Raw genomic sequence first — 15,314 nt, 5'->3', positions numbered from 1 at the left:
GACAAGGACATTGTCAAAATCGCTGCGGTAGCCTCATCCTTCCTCAACTCTCCTCAACCTCCCTCAACTCACCTCAATCTTTCTCAAACTCTCCACTATGTTAGCCTTTTCCCTTTTTGACCGCCAGCTCGAGTACGCGCTGGGCTGGATGGTATTGCATTCCCTGTGGCAAGGAATGTTGATTGCCATCATTACCGGAGTGGTATTGATTGCGCTACGCCACTACAGCGCCAAGGAACGGTACCTGGCAGCCAACTTTGGGCTTTTTGCGGTGGTGCTGGCAGCAGGCTTCACTTTTTATGCCTATGCCCAGGCAAGCTCGGTAAGTAGTGCCGACCTGGTGGCACCGCTCGAAATACAGATACCCCAACAACAAATCAATACCGCGCTGTTGGAGCAACTCGAAGGTTTGGAAAACCTCGACGCGGAGTTGGCAGATGATTTGTTGGAGGAGGCAATTGCCCCCCTTGAGCTAGCCCCGCCTGCCTTCCCAACTGAAGGAGCGCGTTCTGCCTTTAACTGGCTGAGCATCCAGGCCTATTTCAATCAAAATTTGCCCCTGATTGTGGGCTTGTGGATTCTCGGCGTCGCCATCTTCCTGCTGCGCATGCTCAGCAGCATCAGTTATGTGTATTACCTCAAAGGGCGGATGAATTTCCCAGCCGACGAATATTGGCTGGATCTGCTGGATGATATGATCAGAAAAATTGGATTGGAAAAGGCTGTAACCCTGGTTGAATCGGCCTTGGTGCGCACCCCTCAAGTGGTCGGTTACCTCAAGCCGGTCATTCTTTTTCCACTAGGAATGATCAATCGGCTCCCTGCTGCCGAGGTGGAAGCCATCCTGGCGCACGAATTGTCGCACATCCTGCGGCACGATCACCTGTTGAATGTGCTACAGAGTGTGGTCGAAACCCTGTTTTATTTCCACCCCGGAGTATGGTGGATTTCTGCTCAAATCCGTACCGAACGTGAAAGCGCCAGCGACGAGATGGCCATCCAACTCACGGGCGATGCGCTTACCTACGCACAAGCCCTGGTCACTGTACAAGAAATGGGCTACCTACCCATGTCACCCGCCTTAGCCTTTGCTGGGCAACAAAAAAGCCAGTTTATGCTGCGCTTGCAAAGAATTTTACACATTAAATCACCAACGACTAACACAATGGAAAAAATGCTCACCGTCGTCCTCATTGCCGGCACCCTTGTTGGCATGGGATGGATCAAAAATTTTGCCCACAACACCTACACCCACATCAAAGCAGGTTTGGTCGAAACCAGAGACGACTCCTACTTCATCAATGAAACCGACAACAATGCCTTTATGGCTCGCAATGGTTTCTGGAATGCGGAAATAAAAGGAGATCGGGTATACCTCAACCTGCAATCCAAAACTGAACATTCAAATTGGAACACCTCTCGCTATTTTGATAAAAAAGAATTTTCAGCGCTGCCCACCACCGAGTCTGATTTTAACCTCAAGCGGGAGGCGGGTGCCCTCAACTTTAAAGGCAAATTTGATGGCAACGAAGGTTACGGCAAGTTTGAATTTGTACAAAGCGCCGAATTCAAACAGTACCTCGATCAACAAAAAGTCACAGGGATAGATGAGGACGACATGTTGCACCTCTTCATGTCCAATGTCAACAAAGATTACATTGCCTACCTGGGCCAAAATGGCTACACCGCTATCTCTGGCTCCAAATTGGTGGAAATGGCCATACATGGCCTGGACAAAGCAACCCTGGCGGGCTATTTTGACGCCTTCAAAAAAGCGGGTTATGGCCAAGTGACGCTGAGCAAGTTGGTAGAGTTGAAAATCCACGGCGCTGGCCCCAATTACATGCAGGGTTTGGCTGATCTTGGCTACAAAAATCTGGATTTGGATGATGTGTTAAAAGCCAAAATCCACGGTGTATCAGTAGATTACATCAAGGATCTAAAAGACGCGGGTTATACTAATCTGTCGATGGAAAAAATCGTTGAGTTCAAAATTCACGGCGTAAGTGCGGACTATGCCAAACGTATGGCCCAGGCCAATGGTGGCAAAATCATGTCCAGCGACGAATTGGTCAACTCCAAAATCCATGGCCTCGATCCCGAGCGTATGGAGAAGATCAAAAAAAGTTCCAATGGGGAAATGACCATGAGCGACATGCGCGACTACAGCATTCATGGGGTGGATGATGCCTACATCCAGTCTTTGAAAGATGCTGGTTTCAGCAATTTGGACCATCAAGAAGTGATTCAAGCCAAAATTCATGGCCTCAATGGCGCGTACATGAAAGCCTTGAAGGACGCTGGATACACTGACCTCTCTTTCGACCAGGCCATTGAGGCAAAGATTCATGGCCTCAGTGCCGATCAGATCAAAGCGTATAAAACGGCGTACAAGGATTTGTCTTTCAGCAAAGCTGTTGAATTTAAAATTCATGGAGTAAGTGCAGATTACCTGCGCCAGTTTAGCGATGCAGGTTTTAAAGACATTTCAGCCAGCAAATTGGTGGAGTTGAAGATCCATGGGGTGAACCCTAAAGCGGCGCAAGAGTACAACGCGCTAGGCTTCAAAGACATTTCTGCTGGTGATTTGATCAGCCTGAAAATTCATGGGGTAAGCCCCGATTTTGTCAAAGCCTTGCAGGGCTTGGGCTTCAAATCTTTTGATCTGGATGATGCGGTGTCGATGAAAATCCATGGCGTAACACCCGAGTACATCCAAAAAATGCGCGACAAGGGTTTCAAAGACTTGGGCCTGGATGACTACCTGAAAATGAAAATCCACGGCATCGCCGATGGGAGAAATGAGAAATAGTTGAAAAGTTGAGAAGGTTGAGTAAAGTTGAGAAGGTTTAGGCTACCGCGAGCGACTTAGACAAAGTCCTTGTCAAAATCACTCGCGGTAGCCTAAACCTTCTCAACTTTACTCAACCTTACTAAACTCTTAGTTCCCCCCTTGCAGGTTGTCGAGGTAAATTTCTTGCACGATACCCCGGATTGAATCATCGTCAGCACCGACTTTTGAGCTCACTAGCACAACCAATTCCATTCCTTCAGGCATGAAGAAGATTACACTTTTTTCACTTCTTCCACCGTTAGACCAGCTACCGTTTTTGCTGTAAAGGTTGCCAGCAGGAGTAGGTTTGATCACGTCAATACCCAGTTTGGCATCCAGCGCTTGTTGCGTACGGCCAGCTTGGAGAATCGTATTTCTGCGGCGTACATGATCCATCACTTTCAACAAATCATCCACCGAAAGTCTCCAGGCTGCACCACCGGCCATACTGGACAAGTCGCCAGAATTCCAGCCCTTTTCACCATTGTGTGGGAATTTATAAGCCAATGCATTTTTATAAGCAGGCAGGGGCACAAAACTGGCGTTGGCAACACCTGCTGGGTTAAAAATGAACGTTTGGCAGTAGTTCTTGTAAGCGTTGATGCTGATAATATCCCAAACTTGATCGGTCAGGGGACCAGCATTGAAGTTTTGAGGGATGTTGCCGTTGATTACGGCCAGGAGCAGGCGGCAAATGCCAAAGTTCATGTTTTCATAATCACCTGAACCATTGGTAAGGGCGCCAGCTGCCACCATTTGCTTCATGAAGTTGTAATTCGATTGGGACGAATTCGAAGCGAATCCAGAAGTATGCGTCAGCAATTGGCGAAAGGTCACCAAGTTTACTTTAGGTCCTTTTACCCAGTGTGCAGGTAGGTAATTGATGATCTTGGCATCCAGGGAGATACCTTTGGAATCGAGCAATTTTACCATTGCTACTGCGGTGATGTACTTGCTTACACTGGCTACGTGCATGCGGGTGTCGATTTTCCAGCCTTGGCCGCCGTCGGTAGGCGTTTTGGCCCAGTTCCAAATCAAGGTGTAAATAGGCGCTCCGTTTTTGCGCAACTGCATGGCGTAACCCGTTACATTGTCTTTGATTCTGGCGTGTAGATCTTGTCCAAAACCATTGACATTCAGTTTGGGCAAACCGTGGATCTGTAATCTGGGGCGACCAACGAAGGGTCTTAAACGTTCTGGTTCTTCACCATCTGAAATTACCCCACGCAGCTCGACTGGGTCAATCACGTGTGCATTTACTTGTTGGGTGGTCAAACCTCCAGGCAATTGTTGGGCCTGGGCTTGGAAGGCAATCAGCAGGGCCAATGTTGCGAAAAACGATTTTACTGCGGTAGAAAAAATGGACTGTTTCATGGTGTTAAAGAATTCTAGGTGTAAATGATTAAATTGTTGTTACACCTGAATGTGTGCGGGCCTTGAGAAAGTGTTCCAGATTTTTGAAAAAAAGTTGAAAAAAAGTTGAGGAAGGTTGAGGGAGGTTTAGGCTACCGCCGCGATTTTGACAATGTCCTTTGACCAAGTCGTTGCGGTAGCCTAAACCTTCCTAAACCTCCCTCAACCTTCTCAACTACTTCCTTGGCCAAACATTATCCGCAGCATTGGCATCTGGAAAACGGCCATGCGGATCAAAGGTGATCTTTTTGATCTTGCGTTTGCCAAAATTCATCTCTGCATCAAACCTGCGTTTGCCGTCAAACCAAACCGATACTGGCCAGGTCACTTCGGCGGTAGTGGCGTCAATCATTTTGGCGTTGGGCAAGGTTTTGATCGCCGGACCTTCTGCTTCAAACTCCACCTTCAACACGATAGGGGAGGGCATTTGCCCAGCCTGCTGAACGGTGACCGTGGTTTTGCTACCTGCGGTTTTTACCTCCTGGATCGATCCTTCCACTGCTTCCGTTGTCCAGAGCCAGTAGTACCAGAACCATTCCAGATTCTGTCCCAATTCATTGTTCATGAAGAAAATATAATCCCAGGGTGAGGGGTGTTTGTAGGCCCAGGTTGCCGTGTATTTTTTCATGGCATTGATCACAGCCTCATCGCCTACAACCCCACCCAGCATGGAAAGCATCAAGGGCGTTTTTTGGTAAGTTTGAAAGCTGTAGCCGCTGCCCGCGTCATTGGCACTCCACATCATCGGCGCTTCACTTTCGCTGCCGCTCATCCGGCCATAACTTTGGCCCAGGGCATCCAGATTATAGGGCTTTCCCTGATTGTCGGCGGCAGAGAGGATATTCATGTACTGGTTGAAACCCTCGTCCATCCAGCCGTAACGCGTTTCATTGGTGCCCAGCATCATCGGCCACCACTGGTGGGCCGTTTCATGATCCGCTGCACCCTGGTTTGAGTTGATGACCATGGGATACTCCATACCTGCACTGGGGCCATCCTGCAAGGTCAATTGGGGGAAAGGATAAGGCGCCCAAAGTTTGGAATAAAACTCCAGGGCGTGGCGAGAAACCTTACCAGCTCTTTCAAAGAATCTGGCTCTTTCGGGCAGATAAACCATGTGAATCGGAACCGGGCCTTTGCCGGGAATAGTGGCGCGGGTGGCTTTCCACATAAAACTATCGGCGGTCGCCCAGGCAAAATCGTTCACCTTGTCGGCCATAAAATGCCAGGTCAGTTTGTCGCCGGGTGCAGTGGCCTGGCCGGGGCCTTTTTCTGTTTCACCCACAATGGTCACCTCCTCATCTGAGTTGAGCACGGTAGACAAGCGCTGCCTGGCCGTTGCCGTCAACACCTCATTGGGGTTTTGCAGCAAGCCTGTACCACTGACAATCCAGCCTCCGGGAACGGTGATGCGTACGTCAAATTTGCCGAAGTTGTTGTAAAACTCGGATGGCCCGAGGTAAGGGCTGGTCTCCCAGCCGCGCAGGTCGTCGTATTTGGCCAGGCGTGGGTACCATTGGGTGGGTTGAAAGAGTTTGCTGTCAAATCGCTGGGTCATACGATGGCCTCTGCCATTGGGGCCGCCGGGCAATTTGGTGTGCCATTCTATTTCCAACGCTACGGTGGTTCCGGCTTTAACTGGATCGGTCAGATTGATGGTCGCCACCGTCTGCGTAAGCCCCGAAATGCTCACTTTGTTGGCCGTACCATTGCCACCAGGGCTACCCATCGCGGGAGCTGTCTTCAGATCCGCCGCCTGACCTGCTACCTTCAAACTGGTCAAAACCATGCCATCGGTGGCTTCGGCGGGTACGGAGGCACCGCGTTGGGCTTCGGGGCGAAAGAGGTTGTGATCCAGGCGCAGCACGATCGTTTTTAGATCATCCTTGCTGTTGTTGTGCAGGCTGATTTTTTCCGACCCGGTGATGGTTTGGGTGGCAGGATCGAGGCTGGCTTGAATGGTGTAGTCGGCTTCCAATTGCCAGTAGTTTGGCCCGGGTTTGCCTGAAAAGTCGCGTGTGCCCGCCTGGAAGGCCTTGCGGATGGAGTTGGTAATGGGGACGTCGAGCCGGATGGAACGGGTTGGCGTTTCAAGGGTTTTGCGAATCGGGAGCTTGTTTTGTTGGGCGGATGCAGCGGTGATGCTGACCAGGAGGAGCAGAAGGGTGGATCGAATGAGCATGGTTAGTGTGTGGTTAGGAGATTTGAGGGCTAATTTAACGGGAGTTCGGGATTTATTGCACAAATACATCTATAATCTTGTAACCCGCCGCTTTATCGGCGGGACTCAATGCTTCCCACGTACTCACATCTAACATCCTTCCAGTGGCTTGCATCTACAAAAATTAATGATGTAAGCCTCTGGAAGGATGTTAGATGTGAGGGGTGGGGTGTTCCTAATCCACCCGTTGAAACGGGCGGTTACAATGTTAGATGTGGTTGGTGCGAATACATGGATGATGAATTTGTCACTACCGATTCTATTGTTTCGCGCAAGGGAAACACCACATACAGCAACGCTACTGTCACCAAAATTTGTAAAACGGTCAACAGCCTGAATTCTAAAGGTGATTGTTTCGTCTTACTTTTGAACATTTTTTATCTTTAAAGTTCCACCCAATCCTCACCAGAAAATTTCATGCAATGCCACACTTCGCCCAAAAAGCATTCCTGTCCATTTTTTTCTGGTCAATGTTTCCAGGTCTCTTTTTTATTCAATCTTTATCAACATCGGCAAGTGCGGCTTCTCCTTCGGACAAGCCAAATGTAATCATTTTTCTAGTTGATGATCTCGGCTATGGAGACCTTGGGTGTTACGGCAATCCGATTATAAAGACCCCAAATATAGATCGCTTTGCCACAGAGGGTGTTCGTTTAACCGATTGTCATTCAGCTGCGACAGTTTGTTCTCCTTCGAGGGCAGCCCTATTGACCGGCCGGAATCCATATAGGAGTGGTTTTTATGACATCTTGGGAAGTTTTAACTGTTATTTGCAGCGTCGGGAAATCACCTTGCCGGAAATGCTCAAGCCTGTAGGGTATTCGACCTGCTTCGTGGGTAAATGGCATTTATCCCAAATCAACAACAATGGGAAAAACAATGGAGCAAACAGTCAACCCTCTCCCGGAGAGCAAGGATTCGATCATTGGCTGGCGACTTCACTCAATGCTTTTGAAGGCCCCAGAAATGTCAAGAAATTTGTCAGAAATGGAATTCCGCTTGGCGCAGTAAACGGCTCTTATTGTGAGGTGATTGTTAAAGAAGCCTGCGATTGGATCAGCCTCCAGAAAAAAGACCAGCCCTTTTTTCTGGAAATTTGCCCCCATGAACCCCATACCCCCATTGATCCTCCAGAGGAATACAGTGAACCATACCAAAACGCAACAGTTGATTCGCTGGAGAAGAGCATCCAATATGGCGGGGTGCCAAGGCCAAGCGGCATTGCAAAACACAAAGACAAATATTATGGCACCGTAGCCCAACTCGACCATGCTTTTGGCCAATTAATTAAATTTCTGGATGTCAATGGATTAAGAAACAACACCCTGGTTATTTTCACCAGTGACAATGGGCCAGAATCGCCCGTAAATTTTGACGAATCGAGAGGCATGTGGACGGATACCATTAGAGACCAATGTTTCGGAACACCCGGCTTGTTGCGAGGCATGAAAAGGTTTACCTACGAAGGTGGTCATCGGGTGCCAGGTATTGTACGTTGGCCATCCAAAATTCCGGCAGGAATTGTGAGCGACAAATTGGTGAATGGAACCGACTTTTTTTCAACGATATGTACCATTACAGGGATCAAACAACCGGATGATCGGGCAATTGATGGTAAAAATATTTTGCCCGCATTATTGAATCGGCCTCATCACAAAAGTAGGCCAGTCATCTGGCTGCTACAGTTAAACGAAGACATGTATTCGAAAATGGCGGATATGTCCATGCGTTATCGGGAATATACCTTAATTGGTCGGATGCCAGTTAAGGCCGATTCGGTCTCCCTCTTAAACTGGATGTATAACTCATTGCCAGAAAAATTCGAGTTGTACAATATCGTAAAAGACCCGGGGCAACAGTTTGACATTGCCGATCGGCATCCCCGGCTTCTAAAAAAACTGATCCCTATGATGACCAAAATGTGGATCAATATTCGGGATGAGGGAAAAATGAGTGCTGCGGCATTTAAAGCCAAAAAATGAAAATCCTTATACTCCTGATCAATCAAATTTGCCTAAGCGGACAAGATAAAGGAAATGACCAGCCAGATGAGTTCATGTAATCGACTGTTTTATTCTTCCAACACCAACACCATCACCCAACCCCCTCCTGGTGCCAGTTTGATCGGCAAGGCATCCCCAGCCTTCACCTTCCTCTCCAATTCCCGCAACACGTAATCCGATCCAAAACGCTGCGCATTCACCCCATCGGCACAAATGGTAGCCCGGTAAGTTTTACCACGAGGCAAAAAATCCAGTTTGACTACTGTTTCATAGGGCGTCCAGTCATTGATGGCGGCCAGGTACCAACGTTTGCCATGGCGACGGGCCAGTACCAAATGATCGCCCAATTGAGCCTGCAAGACCCGAGTTTCGTGCCAGGTGGTAGGGAAGCTGCCCAGGAGTTCCATGTATTCTGGTTCCAGCCAGGCAGCCGAGGGGTTGCCGCTGAACATTTGCAGGGGGCTTTCGTACACCAAAAACAACGCCAACTGATGCGCCCGAGTCCCTTGCGTCATCACTTTTTCCGCAATGGGTCGAAAGGTCTTTTTGGAAGCATTGTCCAAACCTCCCGGCTCATAGTCCATCGGGCCACTCGGCTGGCGGATGAAGGGCAATAGCAAGTCGTGATCGGGCGTCACACTCTCGCTCCAGATGTTGAACTCCGAGCCCAGTGCTCCCTCACGGGTGATCAGATGCGGGTAGGTGCGTTGCCTCCCCGCAGGTTAGTACGCCCCGTGAAACATCACCATGATCTTGTACCTAGCCGTTGCTGCCGCAATGCGTTCATAAAAATTGACCATGTACTGATCGTCGCGATCCATAAAATCGGTCATGATGCAACGTACTCCCCAGCGCTGGAATTGCCGCATGGCGCTGTCCAGTTGCCGATCCAGGGTCATGGACAAAGTCCACAATATCAGGCTCACGTTTTTTTGGCGGGCATAGGCCGCAATGGTATCCAGGTTCATACCCGGGCTGATCTTGAACAGGTCTTTGACATCGCTCCAGCCGGCATCGAGCATCACGTATTCCAGGCCAAAACGGGCGGCAAAATCGATGTAGTACTTGTAGGTAGCCGTATTGATGCCCGCTTCAAAAGGTACATTGTACAAATTGCTGCCAATGATCCATTCTTCGGTGCTGGTACCGGGCCGAATCCAATCCGTGTCCTTGAGCCGATTGGGGCTGGCCAAACGGTACACCAAATCGCTTTGAACCAGGTCGGCATCATTGGGTGCCACCACGAGTACCCGCCAGGGGTAAGTTCGGGTGCCTGCGCAGCGGGCAATCCAGTTTTCTCGCTCGGTTACAATCTGCTGCGGGAATTCGCCTTCAGTGACTTTTATTGTTTTAGGAAAAGGGGCAAATACGCCACGCAGGCTGTTGCCGCTGCCTTTTTGCAAAAACATGCCCGGGTAGCCCAATAAGTCCGATTCGGTCAGCAGGATTTTGGGCCCGGATACGGGCATCAGCAATACGGGTGAAAAGGCTAGATCACCCGGAGGCATGGTGTCCAAACGGGCCAATTTATAAGGCGCTTCAAAACTGGTGTGGAAAATATCGGCATCGTCTCGTTTCCAAACGCTGGGGTAATACAGGGTGCTTTCGGTAGGCACCCGTACTTGTGCTACTTCATTTTGGATGCTGATGCTGTCCCTAAACTGTGTAGCAAAACGATAAGCAAGGCCATCGTTGTACACCCGAAAATGGAGGCTGAAGTTGCCCTGGAATTGCAGCACAAGTTCGTTAAAATGATCAGGGATCAGGGCGCGTTTTTCGGGTACGAGGGGGCGGATGGTATCACGTATGCTGTGGCGTGTTTCTTTTTGCACTTTAGCCGCAGCGCCTAATTGTTGTCCATTGAGCAATTGCAAGCTCATGGTGCAGGAATCCAGAATGATTCGCTGTTGGTATTTCACCCGGTAATGCAGGGTGGAACCTACGCCAATTTCCAGTTCGAGTTGGCCGTTGGGGGAGCCGAGGCGGTAACTTTGGCCATAGACTTGAACCCCCAGGAGTAGGGTAGTGCAGAGTAGGTAAAGGCGCATAATTGTTCTATTGTAAGTTATCAAACTTCACTCCCAAGACCTCACCACAATCAAACGATTCACCGCCCAGCCGATGAAAAACGCGATGATGAAAGACGAAACAAAAGGGATCCAGAAATAAATGCGGAAGTACTCCAGCAGCAATTGTACAGGGAAGTTGAACAATGGATTGCCAGTCGTACGCGCCCAGACTACCGAGATGATCGAATGCCCATCTTCACGCAGGAACAAGGTAGTGACAACCAACACCAGACTCAACAAAATGGCGGTGCTCCACAATTCACTCACCCAATCGCGCATCAGCGCCAGCATCACGATGACCAAACCCAGCGTCAGCGGCGCAGTCAAACGAATCATCTTAAAAATGAGCGTGATGCCCTCGGCATCCAAACTGAAATCGCCCTGCAATACCGTAGACAAAATGCCCGGCAAGGAAAAAGAACTGAGCGTCGTAATCACGAACACGGCGAGCCCCCCAGCGGTGCTGATGTCTTTTAAGGCTTGTTTGAGGCTGTGTTTTTTCTTCTCCGGTTCTGCGGCAGGGTTGGTGGTTTTTTCGCTGGCCTCCATTGGTTTTTTGTGTAAATATAACCGGAGTTCGGGGATTTATCGCACAATTAATTTATCTTCCCCAACCTCATTTTCTCATCAAAACCAACACAAATGTTTAAAGAATTTAAAGAATTCGCCCTCAAGGGCAACCTGATCGACACGGCCATTGCTTTTGTGATGGGTGCAGCCTTTGGCAAAGTAGTCAGTGCATTTGTAGAAAAGATGTTTGCGCCTGTAGTAGGGATGCTGTTGGGAGGCGTCGATCTGGCGGATAAAAAATGGGTGCTGCGTGCGGCGGTCGGAGAGCAGCCGGAGGTAGCCATTGCCTGGGGGGCTTTCCTCACGGCCAGTATCGACTTTTTAGTGGTAGCCTTTGTGATGTTTATGGTCATCCGGGCAATGAACGCCGCCAAACGTAAAGACGCGGAGGCAGTACCTGCACCACCAGCTGGCCCAAGCGATGTGGAGCTGTTGGCTGAAATCCGGGATTTGTTGAAGAAGGGTTAGGGGGCTGGACTGGTCTTTTTTAGGTTTTTCCGCCTGTTCGAACAGGCGTAGGATCTAGGTATGTGCGACCGTCAAGCCCGCTCGCGCAGCGAGCATTTTGGGATCGAAGAGCGCCCCACGTAGTGGCGAGTAGGGAGCTGAACTTAGCGGGGGCTTTCCTCCGGGCCTGACATTTTACCTGCCACTACGTGGGCGCTCGTCGATCTTTTAATGACGCCTGCGGCGTCAGCTCGACGATCGCAGGTTTTGGAGCCTACCGCATGTCCGGCATTTTACGCCTGTTCAAAGAGGAGAGGGATTTAGATTTTGTCCCCAAACAACAAAACCCCCGATCACCTAAGCAATCGAGGGTTTTGATACCGCCTAACAACTCACGAATGAATTCATGGGCGGGCGTGGCTTATTCAACAATAATCATCTTCTTGGTAGCAGTGAATTCGTCAGCTTCGAGGGTGTAGTACAACACACCAGTAGCATTCAAATCGCTAGCTTTCAAAGTGATTTGGTTGAAACCTTTAGCATAGTCAGCACGAATGCTTTTCAGCACGCGTCCAGTTACATCACTGATGGTCAGGGTAGCAGCACTGGCCTTGGGCAGGTTGAAGCTGATCACCGTTTCCCCATTGAATGGGTTAGGCGTGTTTTGCTTCAATTCAAAACCATTGGCAAGCGCATCGGCTTTACCAAACTGCAGGGCAACACCCAGTTGCTCATTGTTTTGGCTGTAAGCTTCGGCGGATACCACCCGGTTCAGGCTCAGGGCGCTACTCAATTGAGCGTCAGCCTTGGCGCGGAGTACCAGCGTAAACAGTGTACCCTGTTTGAAATCCCCATTCCAGGAAGTGGTGATCAAACCTTCATTTTGGAATACTCCAAAGTTTTCAGCTTTAGCAACACCGTAAACGAGGTCAACCAACTCTACTTTGCTCTTGTCCAGGTTCAGGGCGAACTGGTAACCTTGTACACTTTTCAGGTCGGCGGCATTGAATTCAATGCTGTATTCCTGACCCGCTTTCAGGGCCGCTTCCGCCGCCTGAATGTTCAAGGTTCCGTTGGTGCGCACTTCAGCACTGGCCGCAGCACTCACGCTTGCACTGGCATTGACATCCCCAATTTTGATGGCGACGAAATTGGCCGTTGCATTGGCAGGGATGTCGTTGATGCTCACTACTTCAGGGAAGCTAGCAGCCCATGGGTTGCTGGCTTGAGGGAAGTTGTAAGTGGCATCAATGAATCTCCAGGAAGTATTGTTCGCAAAGTGGGTATCAATATTCAGGATCAACTTGCGCAGGGCAATCAAATCCAGGGTCGAGATCGACTTGGAGTTGTTCACGTCGGCAGCGATCATCTTGTATGGGCTGTTCAAGGCCTGTACTCCCAGGATGTGCTTTTGGATCAAGACCAAATCGAAGGTAGATACCCCGTTGAGGTGGTTTTTGTCCAATTGTGGCGTTACGGTGAAGTCACCACCTTTTGTCAGGTTGATGAAGGAGTAGCCACCACTGGCAGCAGTCGTCGCATTCTGAGAGGCTGTACCACTCAACGTGATGCTGGCACCTTGGAGGTTACCTGCACCTTCGGTAGAAATGGTACCTGCAATGTTCACCCCAGTAACCGAACCTGGGCATACGCTGCGGTTGTCTTGAACTTCGATATACGTTATACAGAAGTCGTGGTTACCCGCATTGTCCCAAGCATGCAATTCAACCAGAACGACCTTGCCTTTGTCGGCGCAAGTCAGGTTCAAACCCGTTTGAGTAGATACCACTGGATCACCTACGCGGTTGATCGAGTACTTGGTGACCAATTTCAAACCATTCTGAGTTTCTGGTCCTTGACCGTTACAATCGTAGATTTTTGATGCAACAAAGTCAGAAGCCCATACCGCCATCATGCCACCACCAGCGCCATCAGGCATCAGTTCAGTACTCAATCCGTTGATACAGATTGGTGCTGGACCTTTGCAGTCTTCAACGGTGAATGGAATGCGCGTTGCCACACTCAGGTTACCACACTCGTCACGTACTACTACGATCAGGTCGTGCTTGCCTTCTGGAAGGTTAGCTACGTTGATCTCGAACTGGCCGTTGCCCAAATCTTTGGTGCTCCAGCGTGGAGTGGCGTACAGGATCATTTTGCTTGCATCCAAAGTTTGACCTGGAGCAATCATCAGGAACTGTGTTTCCAGAGTCACTTTGTCAGAACAGTTGTCTGTTCCAGTGATCACCATTTTGATATCGGCCAAACAATCGCCACCCTCACGGATGCAGAATTTGGCTGGGTCACCAGTTACAACTGGACGAGTGTCATCGTATACTTTGATGATCTGAGTATAGATGAAGCTGTGGTAGAATTCTTGTGCTACTGAGCAGTAAGGAGGAGTAACCCGGATGTCATTGGCATTGGCATGAATCAAGTCCTTAGAAATGTAGAACTCTTCAACACCATCCCGAACGCCACCTTCGCGGTCACGAACCAACAAATAGATTGGGTCTTTGCCATAGTTTTCAAAGAAGCCACGATCGATGATCGAGATGTTGGTTTGCAACAGTGGATCACCACAACGATCATCGTAAGTACACCAGTTGATCACGGAGTAAGTACGGAAAATCTTGTAGCACTCATCGTCAGATGCATCGTAACGCTTGTCGGTAACGTTTACAGACAAGATGTCACAACCCAGTTCATCCGTCAGAACAGTGTCGATGATTGGCGTTTTGCAATCGGTAGACACGTCTTTAGGGAAACAAATGTTGTATTCGTGTACGGGGTTGATCCAGATGCGTTGCGTACAAGTAATTGAGATTGGGCCTTTGACGGTTTGTTTGGTCAAAGTCCAGATCCGGTCGATGTAGCCTGCACCACACTTCAAACTTTTCACAGTAGAATAAACGGTATCCAGTGACGCACAATCGTTACCCGATGGGATGGTGATGTCGCCAAAGGCCGCAGCAGAAGTTACTTTGTTGTCGATCAAAGCGATGTTTTTGTCATCACAATCAATGGTGATCGCCCATGGTGCGATACAGGTTGGCGCCACTTTGTCTTCGATCAACAAGTCCATCCAGCAGTAATTGCTGTTGCCGTAAACGTCTTCACCCCAGAGTTCAACGGTTACGCGCTCAGTGAGGTCGCAGCAGAAGAATTCTACAAAATCAGCCAGCGGAGACATTAGCTTGCCCCCCTTCGTGATGAAAGTTTCACCGAAGTCAGCGAGGTCACCATCGCCGTTGCGGTCAAAACCGTCGGCCTTGGTCCAATCGCCATCAGCTGGCAGCGGATCCAATTTGCCGTTGTTGTTCGTATCGTATCCTTTTGCAATGAATGAAGCAGCACAAGCATCAGGCACATTGCGACGTACTGCAATCCAAGCCAGTTTGCAATTGTCCCAGCTGCCTTCGTCAATGTCATCAGCGCTCACCTGGGCATAACCATTGGTGTAGCCATTCGCATTGCTCAGGGTGACGTGCAGATCATCGTCACACTTCATGACGGGTGCAATCTTGTCCTTTACCTCGAAGATGAAGCAAGTGCTGGAGGCATTGTAACAACCGTCGAAGGCATCGATCAACATCAGGTGTTTGCCTACTGGAAGGCCGATCATCATGCCATTCATTACGGCATAATCCACTTTGTCCCAGCAGATCTCGTCTTTGTCGCAAGTCCCCAATTGATAGTCTTCGTTGTCGCCACGCAGTTCAGCACCACCCTTACGAGCCTTGTCGCAGAATGGATTT

The 15,314-nt window shown here is 49.5% G+C and carries 8 protein-coding genes and 1 pseudogene; 3 read left to right on the top strand and 6 right to left on the bottom strand.

The window, feature by feature from the left end:
- Positions 1-97: 97 nt before the first annotated feature.
- Positions 98-2,812 carry a M56 family metallopeptidase gene (locus tag ACEW9O_RS24365; RefSeq protein WP_373552828.1) on the top strand — a complete coding sequence of 905 codons (2,715 nt, stop codon included), beginning with the start codon at positions 98-100 and terminating at the stop codon, positions 2,810-2,812.
- Between the two features lie 129 nt (positions 2,813-2,941).
- On the opposite strand, the gene ACEW9O_RS24360 is transcribed toward ACEW9O_RS24365, so the two are convergent.
- Both ACEW9O_RS24360 and ACEW9O_RS24355 read right to left on the bottom strand, forming a co-directional pair.
- Positions 2,942-4,207 carry a serine hydrolase domain-containing protein gene (locus ACEW9O_RS24360; RefSeq protein ID WP_373552827.1) on the bottom strand — a complete coding sequence of 422 codons (1,266 nt, stop codon included), beginning with the start codon at positions 4,205-4,207 and terminating at the stop codon, positions 2,942-2,944.
- 214 nt (positions 4,208-4,421) lie between these two features.
- A complete protein-coding gene (locus tag ACEW9O_RS24355) occupies positions 4,422-6,428 on the bottom strand; it encodes a M1 family metallopeptidase (RefSeq protein ID WP_373552826.1) in 2,007 nt (668 codons plus the stop codon).
- Positions 6,429-6,958: 530 nt separating this feature from the next.
- Between ACEW9O_RS24355 and ACEW9O_RS24350 the strand changes: the two genes are divergently transcribed.
- Positions 6,959-8,449, top strand: a complete 1,491-nt coding sequence (locus ACEW9O_RS24350; protein WP_373552830.1) for a sulfatase — start codon at positions 6,959-6,961, stop codon at positions 8,447-8,449.
- 89 nt (positions 8,450-8,538) lie between these two features.
- On the opposite strand, the gene ACEW9O_RS24345 is transcribed toward ACEW9O_RS24350, so the two are convergent.
- The 3 genes and pseudogenes from ACEW9O_RS24345 to ACEW9O_RS24335 all read right to left on the bottom strand — a co-directional run bounded on the left by ACEW9O_RS24345 (position 8,539) and on the right by ACEW9O_RS24335 (position 11,088).
- Positions 8,539-8,877: a glycoside hydrolase family 97 C-terminal domain-containing protein gene (locus ACEW9O_RS24345; protein ID WP_373552829.1), complete on the bottom strand. Its 339-nt coding sequence runs from the start codon at positions 8,875-8,877 to the stop codon at positions 8,539-8,541.
- A pseudogene (locus tag ACEW9O_RS24340) lies at positions 8,866-10,518 on the bottom strand (glycoside hydrolase family 97 catalytic domain-containing protein); the annotation flags it as partial. The gene ACEW9O_RS24345 and the pseudogene ACEW9O_RS24340, both read right to left, overlap by 12 nt.
- A 27-nt stretch (positions 10,519-10,545) precedes the next feature.
- Positions 10,546-11,088 carry a hypothetical protein gene (locus ACEW9O_RS24335; protein WP_373552825.1) on the bottom strand — a complete coding sequence of 181 codons (543 nt, stop codon included), beginning with the start codon at positions 11,086-11,088 and terminating at the stop codon, positions 10,546-10,548.
- Positions 11,089-11,181: 93 nt separating this feature from the next.
- Here ACEW9O_RS24335 and mscL point away from each other — a divergent pair, with 93 nt between their 5' ends.
- A complete protein-coding gene (gene mscL / locus ACEW9O_RS24330) occupies positions 11,182-11,577 on the top strand; it encodes a large-conductance mechanosensitive channel protein MscL (RefSeq protein WP_373552824.1) in 396 nt (131 codons plus the stop codon).
- A 400-nt stretch (positions 11,578-11,977) separates the two neighbouring features.
- Here the strand turns inward: mscL and ACEW9O_RS24325 are convergent.
- Positions 11,978-15,314: T9SS type A sorting domain-containing protein (locus tag ACEW9O_RS24325; RefSeq protein WP_373552823.1), on the bottom strand; the 3,337-nt coding region annotated here is incomplete at its 5' end.

The sequence above is a fragment of the Haliscomenobacter sp. genome (genome assembly GCF_041740695.1).
In the GTDB taxonomy this organism is placed as follows: Bacteria; Bacteroidota; Bacteroidia; order Chitinophagales; family Saprospiraceae; genus Haliscomenobacter.
The sequence above is the reverse complement of the archived record's forward strand: the minus strand, read 5'-3'. Positions and strand labels throughout refer to the sequence as shown.

Excerpts from the sequence above, each read along its gene's own strand:
- ACEW9O_RS24365 (WP_373552828.1), top strand. The coding sequence starts at position 98 with ATGTTAGCCTTTTCCCTTTTTGACCGCCAGCTCGAGTACGCGCTGGGC.
- ACEW9O_RS24360 (WP_373552827.1), bottom strand. The coding sequence starts at position 4,207 with ATGAAACAGTCCATTTTTTCTACCGCAGTAAAATCGTTTTTCGCAACA.
- ACEW9O_RS24355 (WP_373552826.1), bottom strand. The coding sequence starts at position 6,428 with ATGCTCATTCGATCCACCCTTCTGCTCCTCCTGGTCAGCATCACCGCT.
- ACEW9O_RS24345 (WP_373552829.1), bottom strand. The coding sequence starts at position 8,877 with ATGGAACTCCTGGGCAGCTTCCCTACCACCTGGCACGAAACTCGGGTC.
- ACEW9O_RS24335 (WP_373552825.1), bottom strand. The coding sequence starts at position 11,088 with ATGGAGGCCAGCGAAAAAACCACCAACCCTGCCGCAGAACCGGAGAAG.
- mscL (WP_373552824.1), top strand. The coding sequence starts at position 11,182 with ATGTTTAAAGAATTTAAAGAATTCGCCCTCAAGGGCAACCTGATCGAC.